Source organism: Vibrio sp. 1562 (assembly GCF_033340155.1).
Classification (GTDB): domain Bacteria; phylum Pseudomonadota; class Gammaproteobacteria; order Enterobacterales; family Vibrionaceae; genus Vibrio; species Vibrio alginolyticus.
This window is the reverse complement of the sequence record NZ_JAWOVY010000402.1, coordinates 1-665: the sequence shown is the minus strand read 5'-3', so window position 1 is coordinate 665 and position 665 is coordinate 1. Positions and strand designations below refer to the sequence as shown.

The window sequence follows — 665 nt, the reverse complement described above, 5'->3', positions numbered from 1 at the left end:
CAAATACTGGTCGCCAATAGCACGCGAGGTTGGTTGGTTTTCTATTTTGAGGATCAACTGATTGAGTTTGAAATACAACGAGACGCGGCGTTCTTAACTGAGTTGCAAGAAACAGCGCTTCAGTTTTGGGAGTTAGTACAGACCAAAAAAGAACCGTCAAAATGCCCTGAACAAGATTGTTTTGTTCCCAAGGGTGAAGCCCAATACCGTTGGACATCACTGTCTCGACAGTATTGCTCAGCACATGCCGAAGTGGTCCGACTGGAAAATCACATCAAATCTTTGAAAGAAGAAATGCGAGAAGCTCAGTCGAAATTGGTCGCTATGATGGGTAACTACGCTCATGCCGACTATGCTGGGGTCAAACTCAGCCGCTACATGATGGCAGGTACGGTGGACTATAAGCAATTGGCTACCGATAAATTAGGCGAGCTGGATGAACAGGTTTTAGCCGCTTACCGAAAAGCGCCACAAGAGCGGTTGCGTATCAGCACCAATAAGCCAGAGCAGCCCGTTGAAACACCAATCAAAATCAGCCTTGAGCAAGAGAACTTGGTTCTGCCAGGTGACTCGCCGAGCTCATTTTATTTTTAACGTTCACTTGGAGCCGATTTCGGCTCCTTTCTCATGCGCTTACATCGAGTGCATCAGAAAGCAGTTTCACT

1 pseudogene is annotated in these 665 nt (G+C 46.8%); it reads left to right on the top strand.

The features are described from left to right. Positions 1-594: pseudogene (locus R7Z49_RS28185) on the top strand (endonuclease); the annotation flags it as partial. Between the last annotated feature and the right edge of the window lie 71 nt (positions 595-665).